Annotated in this window: 28 protein-coding genes and 1 other annotated feature; of the genes, 21 read left to right on the top strand and 7 right to left on the bottom strand. The window is 45.3% G+C overall.

Annotation, left to right across the window (positions count from 1 at the left end; genetic code table 11):
• Nucleotides 1-27: 27 nt before the first annotated feature.
• Nucleotides 28-261, bottom strand: a binding site (T-box leader).
• Nucleotides 262-321: 60 nt separating this feature from the next.
• Nucleotides 322-1,191 carry a carbohydrate kinase family protein gene (locus tag MCG46_RS01985; RefSeq protein WP_240277184.1) on the bottom strand — a complete coding sequence of 290 codons (870 nt, stop codon included), beginning with the start codon at nucleotides 1,189-1,191 and terminating at the stop codon, nucleotides 322-324.
• Between the two features lie 243 nt (nucleotides 1,192-1,434).
• A complete protein-coding gene (locus tag MCG46_RS01990; protein WP_240277186.1) occupies nucleotides 1,435-3,660 on the bottom strand; it encodes an FAD-dependent oxidoreductase in 2,226 nt (741 codons plus the stop codon).
• 171 nt (nucleotides 3,661-3,831) lie between these two features.
• On the opposite strand from MCG46_RS01990, the gene MCG46_RS01995 reads away from it, so the two are divergent.
• The gene (locus MCG46_RS01995; protein ID WP_240277189.1) at nucleotides 3,832-4,752 is read left to right on the top strand and encodes a LysR family transcriptional regulator; all 921 of its coding nucleotides are present in this window, start codon (nucleotides 3,832-3,834) and stop codon (nucleotides 4,750-4,752) included.
• Between the two features lie 190 nt (nucleotides 4,753-4,942).
• Here MCG46_RS01995 and MCG46_RS02000 read toward each other — a convergent pair whose 3' ends face one another.
• Both MCG46_RS02000 and MCG46_RS02005 read right to left on the bottom strand, forming a co-directional pair.
• Nucleotides 4,943-5,371, bottom strand: coding sequence for a hypothetical protein (locus MCG46_RS02000; RefSeq protein WP_240277191.1), 429 nt, complete (start codon nucleotides 5,369-5,371; stop codon nucleotides 4,943-4,945).
• The gene (locus tag MCG46_RS02005; protein ID WP_020225275.1) at nucleotides 5,368-5,571 is read right to left on the bottom strand and encodes a helix-turn-helix transcriptional regulator; all 204 of its coding nucleotides are present in this window, start codon (nucleotides 5,569-5,571) and stop codon (nucleotides 5,368-5,370) included. Before MCG46_RS02005 ends, MCG46_RS02000 begins: the two co-directional genes overlap by 4 nt.
• 386 nt (nucleotides 5,572-5,957) lie before the next feature.
• Here MCG46_RS02005 and ispF point away from each other — a divergent pair, with 386 nt between their 5' ends.
• The 14 genes from ispF (at nucleotide 5,958) to gluQRS (ending at nucleotide 14,761) form a co-directional block, all read left to right on the top strand.
• Nucleotides 5,958-6,440 (top strand): 2-C-methyl-D-erythritol 2,4-cyclodiphosphate synthase, encoded by a 483-nt coding sequence (gene ispF / locus MCG46_RS02010; protein WP_240277203.1) that lies wholly within the window; start codon nucleotides 5,958-5,960, stop codon nucleotides 6,438-6,440.
• Entirely contained in the window at nucleotides 6,437-6,736 is a 300-nt protein-coding gene (locus tag MCG46_RS02015; protein ID WP_020225273.1) for a hypothetical protein, read from the top strand. The genes ispF and MCG46_RS02015 overlap by 4 nt, the downstream gene beginning before the upstream one ends.
• 120 nt (nucleotides 6,737-6,856) lie before the next feature.
• Nucleotides 6,857-7,309: a GNAT family N-acetyltransferase gene (locus MCG46_RS02020; protein WP_240277204.1), complete on the top strand. Its 453-nt coding sequence runs from the start codon at nucleotides 6,857-6,859 to the stop codon at nucleotides 7,307-7,309.
• Between the two features lie 156 nt (nucleotides 7,310-7,465).
• Nucleotides 7,466-7,693, top strand: coding sequence for a hypothetical protein (locus MCG46_RS02025; RefSeq protein ID WP_240277206.1), 228 nt, complete (start codon nucleotides 7,466-7,468; stop codon nucleotides 7,691-7,693).
• Entirely contained in the window at nucleotides 7,694-8,215 is a 522-nt protein-coding gene (locus MCG46_RS02030) for a methyltransferase family protein (RefSeq protein WP_240277208.1), read from the top strand.
• 26 nt (nucleotides 8,216-8,241) lie between these two features.
• Entirely contained in the window at nucleotides 8,242-8,703 is a 462-nt protein-coding gene (locus tag MCG46_RS02035) for a hypothetical protein (protein ID WP_240277210.1), read from the top strand.
• A gap of 50 nt (nucleotides 8,704-8,753) precedes the next feature.
• A complete protein-coding gene (locus MCG46_RS02040; protein WP_240277212.1) occupies nucleotides 8,754-9,377 on the top strand; it encodes a CatA-like O-acetyltransferase, family 2 in 624 nt (207 codons plus the stop codon).
• Between the two features lie 252 nt (nucleotides 9,378-9,629).
• Nucleotides 9,630-10,010 (top strand): DUF3795 domain-containing protein, encoded by a 381-nt coding sequence (locus MCG46_RS02045; protein WP_275890998.1) that lies wholly within the window; start codon nucleotides 9,630-9,632, stop codon nucleotides 10,008-10,010.
• A 25-nt stretch (nucleotides 10,011-10,035) separates the two neighbouring features.
• Entirely contained in the window at nucleotides 10,036-10,860 is an 825-nt protein-coding gene (locus tag MCG46_RS02050; RefSeq protein ID WP_240277214.1) for a pentapeptide repeat-containing protein, read from the top strand.
• Nucleotides 10,861-11,026: 166 nt separating this feature from the next.
• Nucleotides 11,027-11,443: a pyridoxamine 5'-phosphate oxidase family protein gene (locus MCG46_RS02055; protein ID WP_240277216.1), complete on the top strand. Its 417-nt coding sequence runs from the start codon at nucleotides 11,027-11,029 to the stop codon at nucleotides 11,441-11,443.
• Between the two features lie 154 nt (nucleotides 11,444-11,597).
• Complete coding sequence (locus MCG46_RS02060; RefSeq protein WP_240277219.1) at nucleotides 11,598-12,077, top strand: methyltransferase family protein; 480 nt, start codon at nucleotides 11,598-11,600, stop codon at nucleotides 12,075-12,077.
• A gap of 239 nt (nucleotides 12,078-12,316) precedes the next feature.
• The gene (locus tag MCG46_RS02065) at nucleotides 12,317-12,811 is read left to right on the top strand and encodes an RNA polymerase sigma factor (RefSeq protein WP_240277221.1); all 495 of its coding nucleotides are present in this window, start codon (nucleotides 12,317-12,319) and stop codon (nucleotides 12,809-12,811) included.
• Between the two features lie 3 nt (nucleotides 12,812-12,814).
• Nucleotides 12,815-13,669 carry an anti-sigma-V factor rsiV gene (locus MCG46_RS02070; RefSeq protein WP_240277223.1) on the top strand — a complete coding sequence of 285 codons (855 nt, stop codon included), beginning with the start codon at nucleotides 12,815-12,817 and terminating at the stop codon, nucleotides 13,667-13,669.
• 141 nt (nucleotides 13,670-13,810) lie between these two features.
• Nucleotides 13,811-14,761 carry a tRNA glutamyl-Q(34) synthetase GluQRS gene (gluQRS, locus tag MCG46_RS02075; protein ID WP_240277225.1) on the top strand — a complete coding sequence of 317 codons (951 nt, stop codon included), beginning with the start codon at nucleotides 13,811-13,813 and terminating at the stop codon, nucleotides 14,759-14,761.
• Nucleotides 14,762-14,859: 98 nt separating this feature from the next.
• On the opposite strand, the gene MCG46_RS02080 is transcribed toward gluQRS, so the two are convergent.
• The gene (locus MCG46_RS02080) at nucleotides 14,860-15,459 is read right to left on the bottom strand and encodes a TetR/AcrR family transcriptional regulator (protein ID WP_240277227.1); all 600 of its coding nucleotides are present in this window, start codon (nucleotides 15,457-15,459) and stop codon (nucleotides 14,860-14,862) included.
• A 125-nt stretch (nucleotides 15,460-15,584) separates the two neighbouring features.
• Here MCG46_RS02080 and MCG46_RS02085 point away from each other — a divergent pair, with 125 nt between their 5' ends.
• Nucleotides 15,585-16,490 (top strand): hypothetical protein, encoded by a 906-nt coding sequence (locus MCG46_RS02085; protein ID WP_240277229.1) that lies wholly within the window; start codon nucleotides 15,585-15,587, stop codon nucleotides 16,488-16,490.
• A gap of 50 nt (nucleotides 16,491-16,540) precedes the next feature.
• Here the strand turns inward: MCG46_RS02085 and MCG46_RS02090 are convergent, their stop codons facing one another.
• On the bottom strand, nucleotides 16,541-17,314 hold the full coding sequence (locus MCG46_RS02090) for a ZIP family metal transporter (RefSeq protein ID WP_240277231.1): 774 nt from the start codon (nucleotides 17,312-17,314) through the stop codon (nucleotides 16,541-16,543).
• Between the two features lie 331 nt (nucleotides 17,315-17,645).
• Here MCG46_RS02090 and MCG46_RS02095 point away from each other — a divergent pair, with 331 nt between their 5' ends.
• The 3 genes from MCG46_RS02095 to MCG46_RS02105 all read left to right on the top strand — a co-directional run bounded on the left by MCG46_RS02095 (nucleotide 17,646) and on the right by MCG46_RS02105 (nucleotide 20,432).
• Complete coding sequence (locus MCG46_RS02095) at nucleotides 17,646-18,119, top strand: hypothetical protein (protein ID WP_240277233.1); 474 nt, start codon at nucleotides 17,646-17,648, stop codon at nucleotides 18,117-18,119.
• Nucleotides 18,120-18,307: 188 nt separating this feature from the next.
• The gene (locus tag MCG46_RS02100) at nucleotides 18,308-19,171 is read left to right on the top strand and encodes a DUF4438 domain-containing protein (RefSeq protein WP_240277235.1); all 864 of its coding nucleotides are present in this window, start codon (nucleotides 18,308-18,310) and stop codon (nucleotides 19,169-19,171) included.
• Nucleotides 19,172-19,226: 55 nt separating this feature from the next.
• Nucleotides 19,227-20,432 carry a PucR family transcriptional regulator gene (locus tag MCG46_RS02105; protein ID WP_240277237.1) on the top strand — a complete coding sequence of 402 codons (1,206 nt, stop codon included), beginning with the start codon at nucleotides 19,227-19,229 and terminating at the stop codon, nucleotides 20,430-20,432.
• Between the two features lie 110 nt (nucleotides 20,433-20,542).
• Here MCG46_RS02105 and MCG46_RS02110 read toward each other — a convergent pair whose 3' ends face one another.
• Nucleotides 20,543-22,510: an FAD-dependent oxidoreductase gene (locus tag MCG46_RS02110; protein WP_240277238.1), complete on the bottom strand. Its 1,968-nt coding sequence runs from the start codon at nucleotides 22,508-22,510 to the stop codon at nucleotides 20,543-20,545.
• A gap of 329 nt (nucleotides 22,511-22,839) precedes the next feature.
• On the opposite strand from MCG46_RS02110, the gene pyrF reads away from it, so the two are divergent.
• Together pyrF and MCG46_RS02120 are read left to right on the top strand one after the other, a co-directional pair.
• Nucleotides 22,840-23,796 (top strand): orotidine-5'-phosphate decarboxylase, encoded by a 957-nt coding sequence (pyrF, locus tag MCG46_RS02115; protein ID WP_240277240.1) that lies wholly within the window; start codon nucleotides 22,840-22,842, stop codon nucleotides 23,794-23,796.
• A gap of 71 nt (nucleotides 23,797-23,867) precedes the next feature.
• Entirely contained in the window at nucleotides 23,868-24,434 is a 567-nt protein-coding gene (locus MCG46_RS02120; RefSeq protein ID WP_240277242.1) for a metallophosphoesterase family protein, read from the top strand.
• Nucleotides 24,435-24,472: the final 38 nt, after the last annotated feature.

The raw sequence follows: 24,472 nt of genomic DNA on the forward strand, positions 1-24,472 counted from the left end.
TCTTCGATTGCACAAAAAAACCGTCGCACAAAGGACGGTTTGACCGCGGTACCACCTTGATTCCGGAATGTTTCCGGCACTCTTCCCATCCAACAATGGGCTGTGTCTTTAACGGGATCAGCGTCCGGCGCTTCCTACTGTCAGTTCAGAAGGCTTCTTCAAGAGGACTTCGGCTGGAATTCTGCCTGCCGGCTTGCACCTGGTCCGGCTCTCTGCAAGGTTCAGAAATTTCCGTCTACTTATTCTTGTCATCGAATCTATACCCTGATTGTATTCGAAAATGAATAAATGTCAATTCTTTTATGAAAGCGCGTCCAATTTTTACTGCGATTGTGATGAATTGGGAGTTTTCAGCTGACAAAGCTTTTCACTGAGTGCCGCTGGTTCCTGTAAGACAATGGCGGCGGCAGCCAAGGCCGGATGAAGACAATGCTCGATCGGCTTATCCTGACTTAAGCCCAGAAGCAGGCCGCTTAAAAACGCATCTCCGCAGCCTAACGGATAAGCTCCGTCCTGCAGCGCAGGGTAAGGGCGAATCCCCTCCATCGTGACTAACAAGGCTCCGTCTTTATCTAAGGTAATGATGATCCAGCTGACGCCTTTTTTTAACAAGGCTTTGGCCGCCTGAGCCATCGGCACAGCACCGGCATAAGCGTTCATTTCATCCCGGTTCACAACGATGCCTTCCCATTTTTCAAGCGTAGCTTCTGGCGGAATCTGACCGCTGAAAATCCAACGTGTCTGCAAAGTTTTGGACAAAAGTGTTTTCAAAAAAGCCGGATCGGTTTGATCGGTAATTCCCCAGGCACATTCGCTGATGACGCAGTAGGGCAGATCTTCCGCTTTGCCCTGAAACAGAAATTCCGGCTGGATTGAGGAAAAGTAAAGTCCCTTTTCCGAGTCGGATGCTGAGATGAACACCGGCGTGTTCTGATTGACAACCGGGCCGTAAACAAAGCAGGTTTTTTTCTGCAGCTCGTTAATGATGGCCAGTCCGGCATCATCCCGTCCGAACTTGCTGATAAAATGCGTTTCCAAGCCTAAACAGCCGCAGTTATAGGCCACATTATGCATGGATCCGCCAAAGCTGCGGACAATCTGCGCTTTGTTGCAGCGCTCCATTTCCATGGTCTGACGGCAGAGGACAACCAGATCCATCATGGAAGTTCCGATCACGGCAATTCCGTTCATCACACTCACATCCTTTGCCTTCATGATAACAGAAATAACTGTGAAAGAAAACTGTCAATCCTTGCGGGAATTGCTCAGAATCTGATGGAAAAAGAGAATTCTAAATCTGAATCGAAACCGAGTTGTTAGCGGAGGCAATCCGGAAACAGTTTAAAAAAACGTGTGAACAGTCCGGCTCTCCTGAGTAGATTAACCACAGGAAGAACCGGAGATTCACACGTTTAAAGAATATCTATCTATGAATTAAATCTTACGGGCTGTCAGATTTCCACTGGCAATCGCTTCGGCGATATTCCAAGGCTTTTCGCAGTCACCGACAGCATAACATTCAATTCCATCTAAGCCTTCAATCAGCGCTGTGTTCGGCAGCATATCCATGGCTTCGATCACGGTGTCGCAGGCGATTTCCATATCGACGCCGGTTTCCCCATGAATCGTGACCGTGCCTTCATTGACGCTGACGACCTGGGCATTCGGCCATAAGCGTGTCCCGCGGGCATACAGCATCGGGAGCGTAAAGGTCTTGACCCAGGCGGACTGTCCCTTATCCAGCTTGTCTTTGCCTTCACTGGATACGAGGGTAACATGCTTCCCTTGGGCAATCAGGTACTGCGCGGCGTCCACGGCCTGTAAGTTCCCGCCGACAATGGTAACTTCATTGCCGATGGAAGCGGACGCGATGTCCTCAATCGAGATGACTTGGGTCTTCGCCGTAGAATTCAGCCCCAGTGTGGAGCGAGCTCCGCCGACTGCCAGAATGACGACCTCCGGCGCTTCCTTTTTGATCAGTTCCGCATTCACTTCGGTTCCCAGAACAACATTAACGTTTTTCAGTTCCTGCTGTCGGACTAAATATTTCTGGAAATCATTCAGATTTTCATGCGGCCCTTTGATAGCATTGGCAAAGGACAACAGACCGCCCAGCACACCGCTCTTTTCGTAAAGCGTTACGCTGTGGCCGCGCTCTGCCGCAATTCGTGCTGCTTCCAAGCCGGCCGGACCGCCGCCGATCACCATGACCTTCCGGGCTTTTTCCGCCGGCAGCGGAACCTCTCCCTCCGGCATCGCTTCCCGATAGGCGCGCTGAGTTGTCGCGTTAACCCGGCAATGTTCATAAATCTTACCCTCTTCATCATAATCAAAGTGGCAATGCAGGCAGCGCGTACAAGGGGCGATTTCATCGATCCGTCCTTCTTTCAGCTTGTTGACATATTGCGGATCAACGGTCAGCGGACGGGTCATCAACAGGAAGTCGCACAGACCGTCCTTCAAAGCGTCTTCAAACATCTTTGGTGCATGCGCTGGATCCATATAGGTTACGGTTCCAACCGGAATCGAGACGGCATCCTTGATCTGCTTTGCAACATTCAGCATCATGCCGCAGCCAGAATGATTGGCCAAAAGCTTGCCCTGGAAATGCCGGGAGAAATCAAACTGCGCTCCATTGGCCGCTGTGCCTTCGATGCCGTAACCGGTGAAGTACAGATCGGACGCAAACTGATTGACGTGCATCCGGAAGACACCCAGACGAACATGCAGAGAATCCGCGCCATAGTTTTCCAAGACCTTGCAGATCTCGCAGTTTTCTTCTACGGTTGTAGACAAGGAAGCCTCGCCCATGTCGATGTCATTTTCTTCGATGCCGTTGATCAAAATCTGAACCGGGAAATCCGCGCCGCAGACTTCCTTGATCCCGGCGACGATCTCACCGACAAACCGCGCCCGGTTTTCAAACGACTGCGGTCCATATTCATCCTCACGATGATTTCGCTGGCGGGAGAAGAAAGCCTGACCGATATTGTTGCCCGCGGCATTGATTTCCACTGCGTCGAAACCTTGTTCCTTTAAATATTTCGCGCCGTTGATGAAATCACTTTTCAAGTTTGCGATTTCTTCATCCGACAGATGCTCGGCATAGGCTGATTCATACTGTGCAGCGGTGGCCGGATCAAAACCGGTAAATTTCTGTCCCATGCAGGAAAGCTGATAGCCGATATAACCGCCGGCATCATGCACAGCCTTGGCCAGCGCCGCTAACGGTGCTTCGGCTTTCGGCGTTTTCCGCGCACTGGTATAATGATCAAAAACATTGACGAAATCTTCTACCCAGACCATTTCTACGCCGCCCTTGGCAAAGTTGCTGTAATAGGCGCAGATCTCCTGTTCACTTCCGGCGGTATCCGAACCGGCTGCGGATTTTACCATGCGGTGGTGTAAAGTCAAGCCGCCAAATTTCCAATCGGAAAACAGGGTCGCAAAATCAGTGTTGGTATCCCGATAATCATAATCCTGTGGGTTCAGCGGATAAACTGAGGTTGAAGACGAGCTTGGACAGGGCGGACATTCGGTTGAAGCCGCACCTTCATTTTTTGTTTCGCAGCCAGGCAAAACAGAAACAACAGCCGCGGAAACGGCCGTCACCGCAGCACCCTTCAAAAAAGCGCGGCGGGAAATTCCTTTTTTCTCCATGAATTTTACTTTGTCAAAAAGCTGACAATCCTCCTTGATCTCATTATGGCATACTCTGAATCAATGCATCGATGCGATCTGTGCATGGCCCTATCCATCTTTTGCATGGTGAATCAAGACTTGAACTTGCATTTGTTTTCGATTATAGTGAGGAAAAACCGAGGGATTGTTATGAATATAGAAAATTTGAAAATGCTGAAAATTCTGGACCGCTGTCAAAGTATTTCCAAGGCTGCCGCGTGTTTGTATCTTTCCCAATCTACCCTCACCCGCCAGCTCATCATGATGGAAAAGGAATTGGGCTTTACGTTATTTTACCGCCTTCCTGAGGGGGTCAAGCCAACGCCCGGAGGACGTTATTTCATCGATCAGCTGGACGCGGTGCTGGACAGCTATGACAGCGCGGTGGCGGGAGCGCATCAGCGATCCTTTGCGCTTGCCAAAACAATCCGCATTGGGATTACCAGTTATACGATCCACTTTGTACCTCAAGCCTGCCGGACGGCGCAGCCGCATTTTCAAAATGTGCACTTTGATTATGTAGCCTGCCGGCTGCCGGAAACCTATCAGGCGCTGGATCAGGATAAGATTGATATTCAGCTGTTAGCAGACTGCAGCGAGCCGATTTCCATCCATTTGAATTGCATCCCGCTGTTCCATTGTCCTAACTGCTGCAAGATTCCGCAGGGACATCCGTTTTATGGAAAAGAAACACTGCGGCTTGCGGATCTGGCACATCAGCGGGTTCTGACATTGCCTCCGAACCGAACACAAAACGCCGCGCGCTTGGATCAGATTCTGCAATCTCCAGAATTGGATATTGAACGAATCTATTTTGATACGCCTGAACAGGCTGAAGCCCTTTCCCTGGCACAGAAGATTCCGATCATGACGCTGGCTTTCCCCAGCGAAAAGGATTGTTTTTCAGTTTCTCTGTTGGAAGCAGTTCCTGCCGTTCAGCTGGGCATCCTCTTCCGGAAGAAGGACCAAGCTGAATTAGAACCCTTGTTGAATTATTTTCGGGCCTATTTCATCCGTCATCAATATGATTTCCTGCCGTTGAAGCCGCTGGTATCCAACATGACAATCTAGACCTGGATGGTAAACAAGGAAGACCAAGCCTTTGTTTATAAACCAATCTGCTGGCTGTGGGGATAAGACAGAACCGAGAACGATCCAAAAAAAGAGCGAAACCGCAAAGGATAAGAATCTTTGGCTGTTTTCGCTCTTTATAAAATGATCCCCCAAGGCACAATCCGCCCGAGGCTGCTAGCTTGATAAACTACGATTCTTTGTCAAATTTCAATCGGTAATAAATTGAAATGCCGACAACAAACAGGTAGGCAATGATGAAAGACAGGATGACAAAGAGATCGGCATTCATCAGAGCATAGATGATCATCAACGTGCCGAAAATGTAGATCATGGCATCATAAGCTTTCCCTTTTGCCCGATTGGTAATCTGGATATTCCGTTCATCCCGCTGATCAATTTCAATTTGCTTCTGCCGCTCAGGGGCGTTTTTCAGAACCTGGTGACTGATCAGTTCACCCAGTCCATGGCCGAATAGGCCGGCGCCCAAACCCAAGCATATATAAGGCAGAGCCGGCAGCGATTCGGCATACTGCGGGAAGCTTTTAAGAAAAACAAAACCTGCTGGAAGCAACAAAATTCCCACTCCTGTCAGCAAAACGGCATTTCTTGTTTTCATACTTTTTCCTCCTCGTAAATGAAAACTTCTTCAATACTCACGTCAAAATAACGGGCGATCTTAAACGCTAAGAGAATCGATGGATTATACCTTCCGTTTTCCAGCGAACCGATGGTTTGTCGGGAAACTTCCAGGGCAGCGGCTAATTCTTCTTGTTTGATGCCGCGTGATTTACGCAGCTCTTCTAATCTGTTTTTCATAAACCTCCTTCATCATTGTGGAAAGCTTGCTTTCCATTATAGTATAGCATGTCCGCTCTCTATGTCAAGCTAACTTTCCATTTTCTTTTAAATAATCCTCTCTGACTTCATATTGGAAAATACGTGAAGTATTTCTGTCTTTCCTATTCAGAAGGACGAAGGCATCAGAATACTTTCTTATCGGATATTCCATTTAAGCACGGAAACAACGCGAAAGGAAAGCAATCGTAAAATATTTGCAAGAAAGAGTGCAGAAGTGCGCCGCATTCTTTATAATAAAGGCATGAAGACTTTGTGATTTAAAAGGATTGAGGGCCGGTTATCGGTCATGCTCAGGTTTATGAACAAGATGAAACTGAGAATCAATAAAGAAAGAAGGATAGAAAATGTTTAGAATTGGACAGTCGAGCGATATTCATCAGTTGGCAGAAGGGCGCTGGCTCATTTTAGGCGGTGTTGAGATTGAACATACGAAAGGACTGGTCGGCCATTCCGATGCGGACGCTTTGCTTCATGCGATTGCAGAGGCTGTGATCGGCGCTTTGGGCGAAGGCGATCTGGGAAAGCATTTTCCCGATACTGATCCGCAGTACAAAGGAATCAGCTCTTTGATTTTGCTGGAACATGTAACAGAGCTGATGGAAACCAAAGGCTTTCGCATCGGCAATGTTGATGCGCTGATCATGATCGAAAGGCCGAAGATGGCTCCGCATATTTCAGCCATGCGCAAAAACATCGCAGCGGCTCTGCATTGCGGAGAGGATCAGGTGAATGTCAAAGCTACGCGCGGGGAAAAGCTGGGCTTTGTTGGACGTGAAGAAGGCGTGCTGGCCCAAGCCGTCGTCCTGTTGGAGAAAATGGAAGCATGAGTAGTTTCTGCCGCTTCTGGCTGCGGTTAAGCCTGATTCTGAACGCCGTGACGGCAGGGGAGAGTCTGGTCAGTCAGAACTGGATGATGTTGGGCATTGCGCTGATCAGTCTCTGGTGCCTGGTGCTGCTGATGCAGGGCAGACTGCTGGGACTACGATTATACTGGACAATGTGTGCGACGATTTTTATTATCAATATCATGAATGGGATCGATCTGTCGTTTAATCTGTTGAATTTGATCGATCCGGCCATTATGACGTTTCTGGTACGGCGCAATCAGAAGGCTTTTCGCTGAACAAAAGACAAATTTAAAAAAGGGGATGCGGCAGTGCGCTGTTGAGTTTCGCTGCGGCATCCTGATTTCGTAAATGAGTCCGGAACACGGAATAAAAATTTGAAGGAGGTCTTGATTCCAATGACTTTTAAGATTATCCGGTTGGTTGATCAGCCGGAAATGAAGGAGCAGGCAGCTCAATGGTTTCATGAAAAGTGGGGTATTCCGCTGCAGGCGTATCGAGAAAGTATCGAGGATTGTCTTGCAAATAAGCATTCGATTCCTCAATGGTATATCGCGATGGAAGGGGAAAGAATCATCGGCGGCATGGGCGTCATTGAAAATGATTTCCACGACAGGAAAGATCTTGCGCCGAATGTGTGCGCTGTCTATACAGAAAAACAGAAGCGCGGACAAGGCGTTGCAGGAGCCTTGTTAAATTATGTTTGTTCGGATATGAAAAGCAAAGGAATAAGCACTTTGTATCTTGTAACCAATCATACCGGCTTTTACGAGCGCTACGGCTGGGAATTCCTTTGCCTGGTACAGGGCGAGGGTGAATCTGAACTTTCAAGAATGTATGTTCATAAATGAAATCTTAACTTTTGCAATAGGCAAAATCAGATTGGGGAGATGAGTCAGATGCTGGGATTGTGAGTAAAAGTAATTGTCGACAGACCTTTGGGAAGTACGCATCCGCAATATCAGGATCTTATCTATCCAGTCAACTACGGATACATTGAAGGAATGATGGCTCCGGATGGAGAAGAACAGGATGCTTACATCTTAGGCATCGAGGTGCCGCTGAAGGAGTTTACCGGCAAAGTGATCGCCGTGATTCATCGGCATAACGACATTGAAGAAAAATGGGTCGTTGCCCCGGAAGGGGTCCATTTTTCAAAGGAGAAGATCCAGGAATTGACGTATTTTCAGGAACAATATTTTCATTCAGAAATTGTGATGGAGGAGGCAGAATAAATGAACGGCGGGGTGTTGCTGCTGCCTTTCCTGGCTGTCCGATTCGGGTTATTATTGCTTGTAGATAAAAAAGCGATTGGACGTGCAGGTCATTTTGCACCAGTTCGAAGGGAAGAACAATGGGCCAGTTTTATCTATCAGCTATCCAATATCGGACTTTTTGCGTATTTATTTTTTCTGACAATTCGGATTGATTTCTCACTGCAGTTCTATATGGGACTTGTCTTTTACTTTTCAGGAATCGTGTTATGCGCAGTTTCGGCAGTTTGTTTTGCATTTCCGGATGAATCGGGTTTAAATATCAATGGAATTTATCAGCTTTCCCGCAATCCCATGTATGTCGCTTATTTTATTTGCTTTGCAGGCATGGCTTTCTTAACACAGTCCTGCCTTTTGCTGGGCATCGTCCTGATATTTCAGGTTTCAGCACACTGGATCATTCTTTCAGAAGAAAGAGAATGCACAGCGAGATTTGGCAGACGGTATGAAGAATATAAACAGAAAGTTCGGCGTTACATTTAAGAACTTGATAGAAGGGAGAAGCGAACATGTTGACGAAGCCGGTATATGGCTGGAGTGATTTTCAGCTGGAGGGAACGGGTGTCTATGGGTTAAGTTATCTTGATGATATTGCGTTTGAGTGGGTGGAACAGGCGATCCATGGACTAGAAACCATGCAGCCCTTCTGTGTAAAAGGGTTCTTAGAACCGAACCGCTTTTTATGTACGGTCAGCTATTGGAACTGCCATCTTGTGTGCGAAGACGATGAACGTTATCCCTTGAATCAAGAAGAGGTAATCCATGAGTTTTCTCACACCAGCATGCTGCAGTTCTGTCAGTACCTGTATGAGGATGTCAGTCAAAACATCAATGAGTGGGCTTCATTTGTCGATTATAAAGATTTAGATATTGAGAAAAGAAAAGCAGAGCTTGATCAAAAATTAGAATGTCTCAAAAATCTAATTGCTGAGCGAACGGAATGGTTCGGTGAACATCGCTGTTTTCTTTAAAGAGAGAGTTCGTTTGAATATTGGAGAACAAAGGATAGGAGGGGATAAAAATGGTAAAAGTCATTTCACCGCAGGACACAACAAGAAATAGGGCCTACGAACTCTGGATGAAAGCGCCCAATCCGATGGTCACTTTTCTGAAAACCTTGGATGTGTCCAATCTGATCAAAGTCAGTAAGAAGAAGCAAATGAAGTTCAACATGCTTTTGGATTATTGTATTGGGAAAGCTGCGGTCAGTATAAACGAATTTTATATCCTTCCAGTAGGGGATCAGCTTCTGCAGTATGATACGATTGCAGTCAATACGATCGTAAAAAATAAAACCGGTGAAGTCAGTTCCTGCGATCTCTTATATACAGAGGAGCTGGAGATGTTCAATCAATCGTATTTAAAGTATACGGCTCAGGTAGCGGAAACCTGTCAGGACAGAGATTTATCGAGCGACAGTATGGTGATCGGCACCTCCGCAATTATTGATACTGAAATTGATGGGGCGGTCGGCATGAACAGCGGGATTTTTAATAATCCTTTTATCATTTGGGGTCGGTATAAGAAGAAAGTATTCAAAACTTATCTGACAATCTCTTTCCAATTCCATCATACGCAGATGGATGGAGCCCATGCGGGGAGATTCCTGGCAAATTTACAACAGGAAATCGATCGTTTGAAATGAGCTTTCGGCAGATAGCGAATGGGAATAAAATTCGTTGATAAAGAAGAAAATACCGTGATCAACAACATTATTAAATTGTAATTTTCGGTATAATAAGGCCATCTATCTTTTCATCATTATTATTTCGTGATGGGGCTCTAAAGTGGAAAATGAAAAGCTATAAAAGAATTAGAGAAATTTGTTGAAATAGATAAATGAGAAAATTTGAAAGGAGCGCATGTTATGAAAATGCCTGATCATATTGAGGGTGTGATGTTTGCGCCCTGCGGAATGAATTGCAAAGTTTGTTATAAACATTGTTATTCCAGAAAACCTTGTGATGGCTGCTTAAAAAGTGACATGGGAAAACCGGAACACTGCCGCCTATGCAAAATAAAGGATTGTGTCAAAATGAAAGGATTATCCTATTGTTTTGAGTGTGCTGAATATCCATGCAAACTTATAAAGAATCTTGAAACAAGCTACAGGAAACGATATCAAGCAAGTCTGATGGAGAACAGTGCTTTTGTCAAAGAATATGGATTGGATAAGTTTATGAAGCAGCAGAAAATGAAGTATCTTTGTCCTCAATGCGGCGGAATTATTTCTATCCACGATCATGCATGCAGCGAGTGCCAGACTCAAATGAAATAAACAGTAGTTTAAGGAGCAAAAACAAATGTTAATCCATGAAAGAAATGATAAAATTTGGGAACCGATGAAATCGAATTGCTCAAAATGCTCAGGTTTGTGCTGTACGGCTCTGTTTTTTTCAAAAGCCGACGGTTTTCCTAAAGATAAAGTATCAGGACAACCTTGCATCAATTTGTTAAATGACTACCGGTGTAAAATACATCCACAGCTTGAAAAACAAAAAATGAAAGGTTGTATTGGTTATGACTGCTTCGGAGCGGGGCAGCAGGTCACTCAGGTTATTTATCAAGGTCAGACTTGGATGGATATGCCAAACCGGGCAACAGAAATTTTTGATGTTTTTATCATGGTATTTAAGCTTTATCAAATTAGATATTATTTAACAGAAGCCATGCTGCTTATTCCAGCACAGCCCTTAAAAAATTCTGTTCAGAGCTTAATCGAAGAGAATATAAAAATCTGTCAGGATCAGCCGGGCAACATCTTATCTTTTGATTTAGAGCAGTACAGAAATAGAGCAAATCATATTTTAAAGCAGGTATGTAAGCTGCTTCAGCAGAGTATTCATAGTGAAGGCAAAAAAGTTCCCGCTAATTTTCTTGGCGGTAATTTTAAGGGACAAGACATGAGCGGAGCCGATCTCAGCGCAAAACTTTTGATCGCTGCGAATTTTGAAAAGAGTCTTTTCTATGGGACCTTGTTCTTAGGCGCGGATACCAGAGATACAAATTTTAAGAATGCGGATCTCAGTGAAGCTGTATTTTTGACACAAGGACAGGTTAATTCTGCGAAAGGAAATCGACAGACAAAATTGCCCTATCATTTGGATTATCCGGTAACTTGGAAGTAAGAGATGAAGGTGTTATGAGATTGCAGGATAGAGGGCATGTAATTCTGATCCCAAAAAGCTTTGTACAAGTTTCATTCATATTGGTACATTCCTTGAAGTATAGGATGGCGTATACAGAATTAATAAGATATTGAATTAAACAAGTTATTATAAAGGAGCTGTCGCTATGATAAATTGGAGTCAAGAAGCTGAAATAGTAATGACGGAACGCTTTGGAAAAGATACGGTTATCGCATTGGCTACGATAGAAAATGAAGTGCCGGATGTCCGCTATGTAAATGCCTATTATGAGCAGGGGACATTCTATGTGATTACGCATGCCTTGTCTAAGAAGATGAGGCAGATTGCCAATCATTCAACTGTGGCAATAGCGGGTGAATGGTTCACTGCGCAGGGAAAAGCCAGCAGTTTAGGATATTTTGGGAAAGAAGAGAATCATGAGATCGCAGAGAAACTAAAAAATGTCTTTGCGGAATGGATAGAAAACGGACATTTTGACTTTACTGATGAGCATACGATCATTTTACGCATTGAGTTAACAAGCGGACTGCTGCTCAGCCACGGAACAAAGTACAAATTTTAAGTTCTCAGTGTTATTGGCTAAGAAAAGATAAACAAATAAAAGAGGGAAAAAAATGATATTTCAGGGAATTGCCATCGCAGTTTTATCCGTATTCTACGGCTGTTATATAGTGAAAATGTTCTGTCAGAGAAAGAAAGGCATCCAAACAGATCAGATGGGAAAAGGCAAGACGGGACTGGCAAAAGGGATTGAAGTGACGATGAAGATCGCAGCGATACTCGTTTTTTCAGTAGGGTTGCTTTGTGTCCTTTTGAACGTGAATTTCAGTTCACTGCCTCTGCGGATGGGGGGTGCCGTTTTGAGTATTGCCGGTACCGCTGTATTTATTGCAGCTGTTATAACAATGCAGGATAATTGGCGGGCCGGGGTTTCACAAACCGACAAAACAGAACTTGTTACAAGTGGGATTTATCAATACAGCCGCAATCCTGCTTTTCTTGGCTTTGACCTTTTGTATCTCGGACTGTTGCTGATGTTTTTTAATTGGGCGTTATGTGTTGTATCCATCTTTGCCATGGTGATGTATCATTTACAAATCGTTAAGGTGGAAGAAGCGTTTCTGCAGGCTGCCTTTGGCGAGGAATATCTGAAATATAAGAAAGAGGTATGTCGTTATCTTGGCAGGAAACGATAGTTTTAGGTTAAATATTAAGGAATAAACACGACCCGAATGTCCTCTTTTCCTGTTCAATTCAGAGGGAAAAGGGGTTTTTCATAAGCCTAAGACCAAGTTGAAAAAAAGAATTGAAAAGATTCCAACTTTTTCCGCAGTTGTTTCACCTAATAATATAGGAGCCCAGAAAAAGATCTTTTTCTAAAATCGGAGGTGATACCTTGGCGGCAATCTGATTTTAGATCGGAAGGAGCGAGCCTATGAACAAAGAAGAAAAAAAGGACTTATTAGAAAAAACAATTCTGGAACATCAGCGGATGCTGTACCGGATAGCATTTTCGATTATTAAAGATGAACAGTTGGCACTGGATGCGGTGCAGGAAACGATTGTCAAAGCGTATTCCCAGATCTATCAGCTTCGCCAGCCGGAGTATATCAAAACCTGGCTGGTGCGGATCTGCATGAATGAGGCTAACGGTCTGTGCCGCAAGCAGATCACGCAGCGGCAGCGTCAGACTGAGCTGCAGGCATATCAGGGGGTAACCGAGGATGCTTCGCCGACAGAATACAGCGATCTGTTTCAGGCAGTCATGGCGTTGGAACCGAAATTGCGGACGGTCATTGTTCTGCGGTTTTTTGAGGAATTGAAATTTGATGAAATTGCAGCGATGACGCAGACCAACGTCAACACGATTAAATCCCAAGTGTATAAAGGCTTGGATCTCTTAAAAGCCCAGTTAAAACAGGAGGTGTAAATTATGCAGGAACCTTGGAAAAAAGCCAGAGAAGAATATCAGAATCAACCCATTCCCCCACAGCTGGAGGCTCAGGTAAAACAAGCGATTGGAGAAGGACGGCAGTCATCGCCAAGGCAGCATTGGCTTAAAAAAGGATTGATTAGTTTTGCAGCCGCGGCTGCCTGCTTCACCCTCATGATGCATGGCTCTCCCGTCTTTGCGCAGACGGTGGCCAATCTGCCCGTGATCGGTGAATTTCTGAGAATTGTAACCGGCGTTCAGATTGAGAAGGAAGACGTTAATGAAGTGATTCACATTACGCTGCCAAAGGTGGAAAACAGCGGCAATCCGGAGTTTGAAAAACAGATTAATCAGCGGATTGAAGAAGAACTGGAAAATTTATCCCAGGAAGCCCGGACGCAGGCTGAAGATTTGAAAAACAATGCGGAAGGAAAAACAGGAACCTATCATCCTGTGGATTTCTATGCCGCCTATCAGATTTATTACAATCAAGGTGCATTGGTCAGCTTTTCAATTGATACCACAACAACGATGGCCAGTGCTTATGAACAGCGGTATTTCTTCAATTTGGATTTGGAAAGCGGGAAAGAGCTGACATTGGCTGAAGTCATCGGATCAGAAAACTTAGCTGCTGCAGATCAGCAAGTTCGTTCTCAGATTGAACAGCGGCTGGCCCAGGATCCGACCTCGTTCTTTGATTTTGACGAAGAAGGTGGCTATACTGGATTAAGTGAGAATCAGAAGTTTTATATCAATGAGAACCGTCAGGCTGTGATTGTTTTTGATGAATATGAAATTGCTCCGGGAGCTACGGGGACTCCGGAATTCATTCTGGATCTGCCGTTGTTAAAATAGAATTTTTAATGATAAGACAGGCTGTCATTTTTTGGACAGCTTGTTTTACTTTTAAGAATAAACGCGCTATCATAAGAAAAAATCAGGTTTCTGATTCTGTGGGAAAACTCCAAAGGTGAAAAAGCAGAGGGGAAGGTTGAAGTGGAAGCAAAAGAGAATGTACGGGGACGATTTGCGCCCAGCCCCAGCGGGCGAATGCATTTGGGCAATGTATGTGCGGCTCTGCTGAGCTGGTTGTCAGTCCGTTCGCAGCGAGGTGTTTGGCTGCTGCGGATTGAAGATCTCGATCCCCAGCGCAGCCGTCGGGAATATGCTGAATGGATTCAGTCCGACTTACAGTGGCTGGGATTGGATTGGGATGAGGAACCAGTTTGGCAAAGTGAACGAACGTCAATTTATGAAGCGAAACTGGATCAGCTGCGACGGCAGAATTTGATTTATCCCTGCTTTTGCAGCCGAGCGGATCTGCACAGTGCAAGTGCGCCGCATGGAACTGACGGCGAGCTGCTTTACAGCGGACGCTGCCGGAATTTAAGCGAGGAACAACATCTTGCGCAGGCCAAAATCCGGCGTCCTGCCTTGCGGATAAGCGTTAACAAGGCACCGATATCTTTTACCGACGGACTTCAAGGACAGATAAGGCAGCGGCTGGATCAAACCTGCGGCGATTTTATTGTGCGGCGTTCTGACGGTGTTTTCGCTTATCAGCTGGCAGTTGTGGTTGATGATGGTTTAATGGGAATGACCGAAGTGGTCCGCGGTCTGGATCTTTTGTCATCCACACCCCGTCAGCTCTATTTATACCGCTGTCTCGGTTTGCCGGAACCGAAATTTTATCACATTCCGCTTTTAATGAACGTTCAGGGACAGCGGTTGTCCAAGCGTGATCAGGCACTGGATTTAGGTGAACTGCGCCGGAGGTGGAGTGCGCCGGAGTTGATCGGCAAGCTGGCCTGGCTGCTCGGCCTGCGGGAAAGTGAAGAAGCCATAGAAGCCAAGGCGCTGATTCAGGACTTTGACTGGGCTAAAGTAAAACGGGAGCCAATCCTTGTACCGGAAACCCTTTTTATACGCTCCTATGAAATTGGATAAAAAAACAGCGGAGATCTTAATAACTCTTCCGCTGATTGAATCGTAGTGCACTTAGTATAGAAAGAAAAATGCAGATTGAATAGGAACAGAAAATGAATTTATTCCAAAGGAAGGCATTGCATATATTCCGCATGCCTTTCTTTTTGTACGTGGCTCTCCAGAAGATACCAGTGAATGGTTAAAAAATCCGGATATAAAATCTGATCTTCTTCAAGCCGGTAGAATGAATTCTTGATCCAAATCAGGTGACTGTCCATGATCATGCGGGTAAAAGCATGTCTCTCCTGTTCACTGCGCCAGGGAACCAGACAGCCTTGATCGCTCAGACACTGCAGGGAAAGTTCAAGATGTTCTTCAATCTGACTGACGGCATTGACATTGTGCCGGTAGAATTCGGGTGTTGCCCTGCCTAATTCATCTACGGTATAGAAGAAGCGATTGACGATCAGGCTGTCGATCATCGCCCTAATTAACGCAAAGAATTCTTCAAAATTGGATGCCGGAGCCTGGTTCATAAAATCCGGCCAGCGCAGCAGCGCAATCATCAGATCTTCCTTTTTATGATAGTGATAGGTCAGATTGCCTAGACTGATGTTGAGCGCACCGGCAATGTCCCGCATCGTTGTTTCCTGATACCCTTTTTCGTTGAAAAAAGTTTGGGCTGTGCGAAGAATCGCTTCTTTCAGATTTCCTCTCATAATGATCACCTGCCCCTCATTCTAGCATGCCCTGAAGTTTCTGGCAAACTGGGGAACAGGCTTGACAAAGCGAGAAAAAGTGCTTAGAATCCATATTAGTACAATGTGCTAATATGGAGGGAAAAATGAAGAAAAATTTAATTGCTTTGTTCCTGCTGGCCGGCTTGATGATGACGGCCTGTTCATCGACACCAGCGCCAACATCTGCGCCAACCCCAGAAACCACCCCAGCGCCAACCTCAACTCCGGAAGCACCGGCTGTTGAATACCGCAATATTGAGATCGAGAAGCTGGCTGCGGAAGGCATGAAAATGTCATTTGCGACAGTGTACGGGATTTATAACCAGGAAGGCGACGCAGTAGACAGTTCAATTCAAACGACGGTCTATGTTAATGATGAAACACAGGAAGTAGTCTATATTGATATCGAGGAGGCTTTGCTTCCGGTGACGGTCTCCGGAGCCGAAGGCTGGGCAGTGTTAACTGAAGAATCTGCAGCTGCTCTGAGGGATGCTATTCTCTCAGTGGGTGAAATTCAGGTTCCGTCGGCCTTTGAACTGAACGGGCTGGTTTGGACTGGAACCGTGCAGAATGATCAAGTGACCTATACTGCTGCGGTGAACGGCGCAGACATGGAATTTATGGAATATATCACGACACAGGAAGGCGGCGCCTGGTATCATGCAAGTTTGGCTCAGCCGGCACAGCTGCTGGACAGTGAGGGAAAGCCGGCGGTGGAAATTAAAATCGGTACGAAGGCCTCGATTGAACACGGCGTTGGCTTCTGGCCGAGTCCAATCACTTTCCCAGGCAATATTGAACTGATCAAAAATTATGTTTATGATCACGGCACGAATTACGGAACTTATCCTGAAAACACGGATATTGTGAAGAATGAAGCCGGTGAATGGGTTGTTGCGGATGTGACGACAGGGGCGACCTTAGCAGGAACACCTAACTATCTGAACCAGATCAAACAAGCCAGTGAGTTGATCGCGGCCGGTCAGGGTATGGCGTATCCGGCAGAATAAGTAAAAAAAGCAGAATTTGAAGGATTTAAAACTTTCAAATCTGCTTTTCCTTAACCCATTATTGAAATAAGCACAAACCCTAGCAGGAAACCAGTCAGCTGGAATACCAAAGGCCGGCGTCCGCTGTCCATCAACGTGACCTGCGGTAAGATTTCGTAGTAGGTGACATACAACATACATCCGGCTGCAAAGGCCAGGGTAAATCCGATGAAAACCGGACTGATCGAACCTAACAGGACACCGGCGATACCACCGATCAAAGTCGGCAGTCCGCTCAGGGCTACCAGAAGCAGTGCTTTGCCCCGGCTGACGCCGCCGCTGCGCAGCGGAACAATCATGCCCATGCCTTCCGGCAGATTATGCAGAGCCAGAAGCAGTGCCATCATAACACCGGTTTTAATTTCATACAAGGCACTGGAACCGACCGCCATGCCTTCCGGGAAATTATGCAATGCAACAGAAGCGATCATCATCAGACCTAACTGGATCAGTTTCTGATTGTTGACAGTTTCCATCGCATGATGGTGATGATGCAGATCATCCAGTTCATCCGGCTGCTGATCATGATGGTGGAAGACGCCGTCAAATTTTAATAAAAGCAGCACACCCAGCGCACACCCGATGACCGCAATCGTTAATCCGGCTTCTTCCAAGGCTTCCGGCATCAGATCGAAACAGATCATGCTAATCATCATTCCGGCGGAAAAGGCCAGCAGGCAGCTTAATGATTTTGAAGACCGCGGATCAATGCGCAGGCCGAGAATTCCTCCAGCCAAGGTGCCCAGCACCCCCGCGACAAACGTTAATAACACAGCAGCAAACATAAGGATCGCCTTCCTTTCAGCGTCTTTAATTATATCAAACGTGTCAAGATTGATTAGCTGTTTGCTTCCAGTCTGCCCGCTTTCCTATTCCCTAGTCTTTGTGAGGACTGTTTTCATTCCTGAAAATTTTATCTCCAAAGTGAAGTTGAATGTGAAAAAAACGACAATTTCAGGTATAATATAATAAACAGTAAGACATTTTAGTTTCAACTTTTCACACTTGTGGAATCTCAGATATCGTTGAGTTGAGAAATAAGGAATATCTGAAAAAAGGATCGCGATATCATGAGGCAGAATTATGAAAGATCGTCAATGAAAGGAGGGGTAAGAAATGAAGAAATTCTCTGTTTTTCTGGCCATTCTGTTATGCTTGTTGGGATGTCAGGCTAAACCGACAACAGAAGAGACACTGAAAGCGCAGGCGGAACTTTTCTTACAAAAAGTCGATACACTGCCGCAGCTTTCCGCAGCAGTTGAAGACGAGAAAACATCGCAGGAAGAGGCTTCCCAGCTTGTGGAAGAGTGGAATAAAGCGTTGGTGGAACACTTGAAGCCAGTGATGACAGACCAGGGAATAACCAATTTTATCTCCAGACGCATGTCAACCGGTTTTAACCGACTTCTAGGAATCAGCGAAGAAGAGAGTACGGCGGAGCATCGTCAGGTCACATCCGTGGAACAGCTCAGCGGTGGCGATTATGATGTCATGGTTACTTATACCGCCAAGGAGAAGGAAGTTCGGCTTTTGCTCAACTTTAAGGAAACGGATGAAGGCTGGCGAATTGAATCGCTGCGCATCCGATAGATTGTAAAGCAACGCTGCGAAGGAGTAAGAAAGTCAGTGTGATTGAGAATGCACTGGCTTTTTCAATTTTCTAGCGAATCGGGCTGCCTAAGCGTATTTCTCTAATTTTTAAGCTTGTGGACTGGAATCTCATACGGATAATAGAAATAAAATGGTATAATAAGGCCAACAGAAAGTGAGGACAGAAAATGATCAAATTTAATGAAAAACAACTGGTCATGCAGTCAGTGGAGGGCAAGGTGCATCCGCCGATCATGAAGCGTCAATATCGCACTGGCAGTGATGGAAGACCTTGGATTTTACCGGCTACCGGAGGAATCACGTATAATTTCCAGATTGGGGATGGCTGCATGGGCTTGGCCGGCGACCATGTGGAGCCGGGCGTCAGTACAAAGAATCCGGATTCGGCGATGGATATGGCCTACAACACGCTGACCTGCGTTGGCAATCAGGCCAAGGTGATCACGGGTGAGGCCAAAGGGACGATCGGTTATGTTACCGGAAAGCACGGCGGAATTGACCATGTCATGATTGCGTTTGAACAGGAAGTCCTGGAGAAACTGACGATTGATGATAAATTCTTAGTGAAGGCTTGTGGTCAGGGTATGGCACTGACTGACTATCCGGAGATTACGGTCATGAATCTCGATCCGCAGCTGCTCAATAAAATGGGAATCGAAGAAGTGGACGGATGTCTAATTGTTCCAGTTACCAAAGTCATTCCCGCAGCGTTGATGGGTTCCGGTCTGGGCAGCGATACCATGCTCAGTGGGGATTATGACATCATGACGCGGGATTCCAAGTCTTTTGAGGAATTGAGCTTGCAGGAACTGCGGTTCGGAGATATTGTGATGATTCAGGATCATTGCAATGATCACGGTCCGGATTATTGCCAGGGAGCGGTGACCATCGGTGTCATTATTCATGGTGACAGCTATATTTCAGGGCATGGTCCAGGGGTTACGGTGCTGATGAGCTGCCGTCAGCCGAAGATCAAGGCAAAGCTGGATCCGAGCGCAAATCTGGCGAAATATCTTAATTTTAAAAAATAAACAGAGCTGCCGGTTTTCAATTGAGAACCGGCCTTTCTGAAGGAAAGGAGAGTTTATGGAAAAAGCAACACCTTCCCGTGTTTTTCTTACCTTGCTGAAAGAGGGGAAGCGTCTGCAGGATCTGGTGGATCAAGGGGCCCAGCTGCTGAACAATCCGATTATGTTTGCTGATCACGATCATCAGCCGCAGGCTTTTTCCGTTAATTATCCTGCTGATGATGTTCAAGATCGAATGCATGCTCAGCTCAATTCTGCCGAATTGAACAAGAAGGCTTTGGATAAAATTGCCGATCCTATTCCCTTCCTCAGTCAGAATCCAGCTTTTCGCCGGCGGCATCTTGTCTGCAAAGCCATTTGGAATGATCGGTGGATTGGGACATTGATGATTCCGGAAGTTGAATACAGCTTAGAAAATCTGGACTTGGAGCTGGTTCGGACCATTGCCGATGCCTGTGCAATTGCCGGAATGCTGGAACTGGAAACGGCGGCAGTGGATCAGCGTCGTCCAACTGTCTATGTTTTTAATGACTTAATTGATGATCGGATAGCGAATGCCTCCGCCTTGGAGAAACGGCTTGCAGGAGGTCCGCTGACACGTTTTTTTCCATATCGTGTGATTCATGTGCATTCCGCGGAATATGAAAATGATCCGCGGTTTCAATCGGTGATGACAGCGCAGCTTCGCGCTCGTCCAGAGGTTGACTGGATTTTTCGTGCTCGGGGCCGGGTTTTTCTGCTTTGTGAAGGTGAGCAGCTTCCCTTAGCGCTGACCCAGTTTCTGATTCAGCTGCATGATCAGTATGGTTTCGTTTATGGCGTCAGCGACTGTGCTCAGGATTTATGGAAGCTGAAATGGATGGTGCAGGAAGCTGTTACTACGACCAGATTTGCGGTTTATGCTGAACGCAAGCAAGCTATTCATAATTATGATGATTATAAGTTTTATGCGGTGGCCGATCTTGCCGAACCTGAACAGTGGGAGAATTATCTGACCGTCAGTTTCAAGGAAATTTTGGATTATGATGCAAAGAACGGCACAGAATATCTGAAAACCATCCAGTATTATCTTGTGAATGATGCTAATCTTCAAAAAGCCAGCGAAGCCATGTTTATGCACAAAAACACGTTAGTCTACCGCATGAAACGGATTCGCGAATTGTTCGGCGTTGATTTGGAAGTAAACAAGGATTTGCTGAAACTGTATTTCTCCTTTGCTTTATATAAGCTGCATCAGTTCCGCAGCCGGAATTTAGATCACTGAAACTGAAATAATTCTATTGCTCAGATAATCTAATCAAGAGGAAAAAGGCTTCTGATGGATACAACACCAGAGGCCTTTATTCATAGTTTTAGAACTAAGAATTCATGATCTTATTGCGAGGCTTCATCTAAGCAGGCAGCGACAGCTTGGAACAGTCGTTCACTGCTCAGCGTTGCGCCGGAAATGGCATCAATATTAATCGAATTGGCTTCAACGATAGCAGCCGGCAGCGTTTCTAACGCCGGGCCGCCGACGGTCACCGTTTCTTTGTGATCCTTAACCGTAACCGCATTGATTTTGCCTTCCTGGATGATGACCTCCACCGTCATCGGTCCATCCTGGCCGTCCACTGTTGCTTCATAAGTTCCATCCTTAAAGGTTTTTTCCATATCATAGCGCTGTACAGCGGTTGGCGATGAATCTGCGATAAAGTATTCGGCAGGAATGCTGTCATCAGCGGGCTGAACTTTATACGATTCGATATAGTCTATCGTCATCGCGTTCTTTCCAGCTTCTCTGCCCATGAAACTGGCGCCCAGAATGGCCGTGCCGCTCATTGCACCGCCGCCCCAGAAGGAGGAAACGGCTCCGGCGACAAAAACGCCTGGAATCGCAGTGCCGAATTTATCCATCGGCTGCATCATGACATTCGGCTTAATGCCGCCTGAAGTTGCGATCAGCAGAGATTTGATCGGAACACAGTAGTATTTATCGCCTTCAACTTTGTTGATGGCAGCGTTATAAAGATTATCATTCAATACAAATTCACGTCCAAATTCATCAGGTTCCTTACTGTCAACATGGGCGTTGTAATCTTCAATGGTTTTTTTCAGAGTGTCGGCAGGTACATTGATCTTCCCAGCGAGTTCCTCAATCGAATCCGCTTCGATCACATAACTTTTTCCAGCATCACTCATGAAGAAGACCTGCATCATCGGCGCATGGATGGTAGTTAACAGATCATCGCGAATCTTATCGGTGAAAATTTCATACATAACATTGCCTGGCTGGGCATCCAGTGCCCGTTCACGGACGACCTGCTGGCGGTGTGTTTCATCCACAAAGCGTTCGCCATTTTGATTGACGTTGATTCCGCCGGCATACATTGCCTTAGTATCCATAATTCTTCCGGTACCCGGGGCCAGCGGATTTTCCAGACCTACAGCTAGGGTTGCCATGCGGTCCATGTTATACGTCAGCGTGGCTCCTACTTCCTGAAGCATGCGCAGACCATTGCCGTCGCATTCTTTCAGACCTGCGGTCAGCACACTGTCCAGACCTTCCTTGTAGTAGGAAATCAGTTTCGGATTTCCGGCAAAATCGCCGGTTGCCATAATAATACCGCGGGCGGCCTGCAGCGTCGTTGTTTCGCCGCTTGTCAGATCCTGAACTTCCAGTCCAAGAATATGCCCGTTTTCGTTAGGAATCAGCTTCATGCCTTGGGTATTTAAGCGAATTTCAATTTCTGGCGTCCGCGCCAGCATTTCATCCATGACCTCATGGATGGCCGCGCGGTACTTTTCGGGATTATCCGGCAGCGGCTTATAGGTTCGAGGATAATTATAAAGGTCATGTTCCGGGGCAAAAACAGTTTTCTTGCCATCCGGCATGGTTGTGTATTCATTATCGTTAAGTCCATTTTCCCATAGCCAGTTTACAACATTTTTGGATTCGTTGGCGTACAGCCAGATAATATCCAGATTAGGCCGGCCACTGTTGTTCAGTGCAAAATGCGCGATATCTTCGTAATACAGTTCCGGGGAATCTTCCGTATAACCGTCGAGCTGTTGAATAATCGTATCTGCACCGCTCATGGAACCGCTGGTATTTGTCATAGTGCCGCCGGTTGTATTGCGGCGCTCCAGTAAAATAACTTTTTCAGCTCCATTTTCCACAGCACTTAAGGCGGCAGACATGCCGGCCGGCCCCGCCCCCACGACGATGACATCCGCGTCCGTGGTTTGCGGCGAAGGCAGAGGAACTGCGTTGTTTCCCTGATTTACAGCGCAGCCCGTAATTAACGAACATAATAAGAAAGCAGATAGACTGAGTGCTGAGCGTTTTCTGTTCATTTTCATTATTTCCCTCATTTCTTCACAGTTTGAAATCCGGCCGGAACTCATTTCTGTGTCTTCATTATAAAAAATGGGAACGGATTTACAAGTGAGTGAAAGCGTTTCTGGTTAACTGCACAAAACAGGGACTTCTTTTTGGTGAGGAGACTAAGAAGTTATCCTGATGAGCTCCGTAATGAGTTGTTTGGCAATAGAGGTTTATTCTTCAAGCCTTTGATTAGGAATAAATAAAAAAATATTTATTCCTAAAAACAATAAGAATTATTTAGAATGAGTATGTTAAAATGAGAGAAATAAATAGATTCTAATTAAAAATAAGGAGAACAGGAAACATGAAGAAGATGATTGATCGACTAATTGACGATATTCAAGCAAAAAAAAGTCCGATTGTTGTTGGGTTAGATCCTGTAATTAGCAGAATTCCAGAGGTTTATTTTAGGAATGCCCAGGGTGAGAATGAATTGGAAATCATCAGCAATGCTATTGTGAGTTCGAATAAAGATATTTTGGATTCGATTTCTGATTTAGTTCCTATGGTTAAACCGCAGATAGCCTTTTACGAAATGCTGAAACATTATGGTATTCAAGCTTTTGAAGAAACTGTGGAGTATGCGAAAGCAAAAGGCCTGATTGTAATAGAGGATGGAAAGCGAAATGATATTGGCAATACAGCAATGGCTTATGCACAGGGGCATCTGGGTGAATTTAAAGGGATAAACTGTAAGCTGAAAGGTTTTGATGTTGACTTCTTAACCATATCACCCTATTTGGGTCCCGAAAGTTTAGATCCATTTATTAACGTGTGTGAGGAATATGACAAGGGAGTCTTTATTTTAGTGAAGACTTCAAACCCAGGAAATTCAATAATTCAAGATGTTGTCACAAAAGAAGGACACACTATTTCTGAAACGATTGCAGCTTATGTTCAGCATAAATCAATGGCAAACAGAGGTGATTACGGCTATTCCGCAATTGGCGCAGTGGTCGGTGCAACTTATCCGGAAGACGCTAAAAAACTAAGAAAATTGATGCCGAATAGTCTGTTTTTAGTTCCAGGCTATGGAGCTCAGGGGGGAAGCGCTGAAGATATTGTTGCTTGTTTTAATGATGATGGACTGGGTGCGGTGATAAGTTCTTCCAGAGGAATTTTATATGGCTACGAAAAGTGGATTGATGCAGGTTCTTGCACTACTTCTAAATATAAAGAATATGTCAGAAAACTAACAATAGAAATGCAAAAAGAGATCTATACGAGCTTAAAAGCGCATTGTAAAAACATGCGTTATTAAAAATATCGTAGTTTTATAATTCAATATCATTGAGATTAAAGAAAGTCAAAAATGACTTAAAAGAGGAAACGATGATGAAACTGGCCGTTCTTAGTGATGTCCATGGAAATTATGAAAAGCTCCGATCCATCGTCGGAAAGCTTTCAGCTGCAGATAAAATACTGTTTTTAGGGGATTTGTTCACAGAGGGTGATGATCCGAACGCGTGTTGGGAATTGTTGACTCAGCTGCATACTGATGTCTGGATTATGGGAAATACGGATGAGTGGTTATGTGAGGATTACGATGTTTCCACGCTGAATGCACTCTGTCGCCAGGAAGCATTAGAAGCTAAAGCCAAGATGAATCCAATCACGATAAAGGCAATACAAAAATGGAATAAGGAAAAGAAATTCAAATTGGGTTCCTGCAGTATTCTGTGTGTGCATGATTATCCATTGACAGACAGTTTGTCTGCGATGAAAAATAAAGTTTATTCCAGTGGGGCAGATCTTATTCTTTGCGGACATACCCATAAGCCCGCGCTTTTACGTTTTGAAAACAAAATGATCATCAATCCTGGAGCTGTCTGCAAAGGACAATATGTCCTGATTGAAATCGAAGAAAACATGGAAAGCATCGAATTCATTAGCTTCTGATTTTGTAAAAAAGTTTGTGATCCTCCTGGTCAGAAAAT

The sequence above is a fragment of the Holdemania massiliensis genome (assembly GCF_022440805.1).
In the GTDB taxonomy this organism is placed as follows: domain Bacteria; phylum Bacillota_I; class Bacilli_A; order Erysipelotrichales; family Erysipelotrichaceae; genus Holdemania; species Holdemania massiliensis_A.

Bases quoted from the DNA above. Each gene is read 5' to 3' on its own strand.
- MCG46_RS01985 (WP_240277184.1), bottom strand. From the start codon at position 1,191: ATGAACGGAATTGCCGTGATCGGAACTTCCATGATGGATCTGGTTGTC.
- MCG46_RS01990 (WP_240277186.1), bottom strand. From the start codon at position 3,660: ATGGAGAAAAAAGGAATTTCCCGCCGCGCTTTTTTGAAGGGTGCTGCG.
- MCG46_RS01995 (WP_240277189.1), top strand. From the start codon at position 3,832: ATGAATATAGAAAATTTGAAAATGCTGAAAATTCTGGACCGCTGTCAA.
- MCG46_RS02000 (WP_240277191.1), bottom strand. From the start codon at position 5,371: ATGAAAACAAGAAATGCCGTTTTGCTGACAGGAGTGGGAATTTTGTTG.
- MCG46_RS02005 (WP_020225275.1), bottom strand. From the start codon at position 5,571: ATGAAAAACAGATTAGAAGAGCTGCGTAAATCACGCGGCATCAAACAA.
- ispF (WP_240277203.1), top strand. From the start codon at position 5,958: ATGTTTAGAATTGGACAGTCGAGCGATATTCATCAGTTGGCAGAAGGG.
- MCG46_RS02015 (WP_020225273.1), top strand. From the start codon at position 6,437: ATGAGTAGTTTCTGCCGCTTCTGGCTGCGGTTAAGCCTGATTCTGAAC.
- MCG46_RS02020 (WP_240277204.1), top strand. From the start codon at position 6,857: ATGACTTTTAAGATTATCCGGTTGGTTGATCAGCCGGAAATGAAGGAG.
- MCG46_RS02025 (WP_240277206.1), top strand. From the start codon at position 7,466: ATGGCTCCGGATGGAGAAGAACAGGATGCTTACATCTTAGGCATCGAG.
- MCG46_RS02030 (WP_240277208.1), top strand. From the start codon at position 7,694: ATGAACGGCGGGGTGTTGCTGCTGCCTTTCCTGGCTGTCCGATTCGGG.
- MCG46_RS02035 (WP_240277210.1), top strand. From the start codon at position 8,242: ATGTTGACGAAGCCGGTATATGGCTGGAGTGATTTTCAGCTGGAGGGA.
- MCG46_RS02040 (WP_240277212.1), top strand. From the start codon at position 8,754: ATGGTAAAAGTCATTTCACCGCAGGACACAACAAGAAATAGGGCCTAC.
- MCG46_RS02045 (WP_275890998.1), top strand. From the start codon at position 9,630: ATGTTTGCGCCCTGCGGAATGAATTGCAAAGTTTGTTATAAACATTGT.
- MCG46_RS02050 (WP_240277214.1), top strand. From the start codon at position 10,036: ATGTTAATCCATGAAAGAAATGATAAAATTTGGGAACCGATGAAATCG.
- MCG46_RS02055 (WP_240277216.1), top strand. From the start codon at position 11,027: ATGATAAATTGGAGTCAAGAAGCTGAAATAGTAATGACGGAACGCTTT.
- MCG46_RS02060 (WP_240277219.1), top strand. From the start codon at position 11,598: ATGGGAAAAGGCAAGACGGGACTGGCAAAAGGGATTGAAGTGACGATG.
- MCG46_RS02065 (WP_240277221.1), top strand. From the start codon at position 12,317: ATGAACAAAGAAGAAAAAAAGGACTTATTAGAAAAAACAATTCTGGAA.
- MCG46_RS02070 (WP_240277223.1), top strand. From the start codon at position 12,815: ATGCAGGAACCTTGGAAAAAAGCCAGAGAAGAATATCAGAATCAACCC.
- MCG46_RS02080 (WP_240277227.1), bottom strand. From the start codon at position 15,459: ATGAGAGGAAATCTGAAAGAAGCGATTCTTCGCACAGCCCAAACTTTT.
- MCG46_RS02085 (WP_240277229.1), top strand. From the start codon at position 15,585: ATGAAGAAAAATTTAATTGCTTTGTTCCTGCTGGCCGGCTTGATGATG.
- MCG46_RS02090 (WP_240277231.1), bottom strand. From the start codon at position 17,314: ATGTTTGCTGCTGTGTTATTAACGTTTGTCGCGGGGGTGCTGGGCACC.
- MCG46_RS02095 (WP_240277233.1), top strand. From the start codon at position 17,646: ATGAAGAAATTCTCTGTTTTTCTGGCCATTCTGTTATGCTTGTTGGGA.
- MCG46_RS02100 (WP_240277235.1), top strand. From the start codon at position 18,308: ATGATCAAATTTAATGAAAAACAACTGGTCATGCAGTCAGTGGAGGGC.
- MCG46_RS02105 (WP_240277237.1), top strand. From the start codon at position 19,227: ATGGAAAAAGCAACACCTTCCCGTGTTTTTCTTACCTTGCTGAAAGAG.
- MCG46_RS02110 (WP_240277238.1), bottom strand. From the start codon at position 22,510: ATGAAAATGAACAGAAAACGCTCAGCACTCAGTCTATCTGCTTTCTTA.
- pyrF (WP_240277240.1), top strand. From the start codon at position 22,840: ATGAAGAAGATGATTGATCGACTAATTGACGATATTCAAGCAAAAAAA.
- MCG46_RS02120 (WP_240277242.1), top strand. From the start codon at position 23,868: ATGATGAAACTGGCCGTTCTTAGTGATGTCCATGGAAATTATGAAAAG.